General features: G+C 75.3%; 1 protein-coding gene. It reads right to left on the reverse strand.

Annotation, left to right across the window (positions count from 1 at the left end; translation table 11 throughout):
• Positions 1 to 28 precede the first annotated feature (28 nt).
• The coding region (locus EST54_RS33895) for an ADP-ribosylglycohydrolase family protein (RefSeq protein WP_135796926.1) at positions 29 to 1,203 on the reverse strand (1,175 nt) is incomplete at its 5' end.

Below are 1,203 nucleotides of genomic sequence, written 5' to 3' on the forward strand. Positions count from 1 at the left end.
GGGGCAGGGGTGGGGGCGGCGGTGGCGGTCACCGCTCGCCCGCCTCCGTCATCGCGGGGATGGCCGAGATCGCGGTGAAGGCCTGCTCGTGGGTGCGAGCCCGGGACCGGTCGCGGGTGAAGATCTCCCGGGCGACGGTGGCCAGCGCGGCCCCGGGCGCCTGCAGATCGAGGCGGCTGGCGCGGGCGACCTCCTCGCTCCACTCGGCCGGCACCGCCGACGCACCGCGCAGCGCGCCGACCAGCGCCCCGCTCATCGTGGCGATCGAGTCGGAGTCGCGCCCGTAGTTGACCGCGCCGAGCACCGTGCTGCGGAAGTCGCCGCCGCCGATCAGCAGCATGCCCAGGGCGATGGGCAGTTCCTCGACGGCGTGCAGCCGGGAGGGGCGGCGGGCGCCGAGCGAGGGGTTGCGGTAGTCCGGGCCCACCGTGTCGAAGGGGGCGACGGCCGCGCGCAGCGGCGCCGGCGCCGCCTCGGGGTCGGTCACCGACGACGCGGCCTCGCAGACCGCCTCGATCGCGGCGCGGGTGCCGTCCTTGGCCAGCCGCAGCGCCTGGACGACGACGGAGGACGGGGTGGCGTCCGGGACGAACGCGGCGGCCACGGCCGCGGCGAACACCCCCGCCGCCTCCCGCCCGTACGAGGACTGATGGGCGCCGGCGATGTCCAGCGCCTCGGCGTACGCCCGGTCCGGGTTGCCGGCGTTGACCACGCCGACCGGTGCCATGTACATCGCCGCGCCGCAGTTGACGATGTTCCCGACGCCCGCCTCCCGCGGATCCGCATGCCCGTAGTGCAGCCGCGCCACGATCCACTTCTCGGCGAGGAAGATCCGCTGCAGCGGCAGCGCCTCGGCCTCCAGCTCCGGGATCCAGCGCGGGGTGCCGATCAGATCCGGCACCAGATGATCGGCGATGTCATAGGCGTCGAGGTGATCGCGCACCGTCTCGTAGACCCTGACCAGCGCATGGGTCATCAAGGTGTCGTCGGTGACGTGCCCGTCGCCCTTGTGGTACGGCGCGATCGGCCGGGCGGTGCGCCAGTCGTCGTGGAACGGCCCGACGATGCCCTCGACCCGGCCGCCGTGCCGTTTCGCGATCTCCTCCGGCGACCAGCCCTCCACGGGCCCGCCGAGCGCGTCCCCGACCGCCGCCCCGACCAGCGCACCGGTCGCCCGGTCCTCCAGGGAGGGCGGGACGGGGG

It is taken from the genome of Streptomyces sioyaensis, from assembly GCF_004122735.1.
Lineage (GTDB): Bacteria > Actinomycetota > Actinomycetes > Streptomycetales > Streptomycetaceae > Streptomyces > Streptomyces sioyaensis.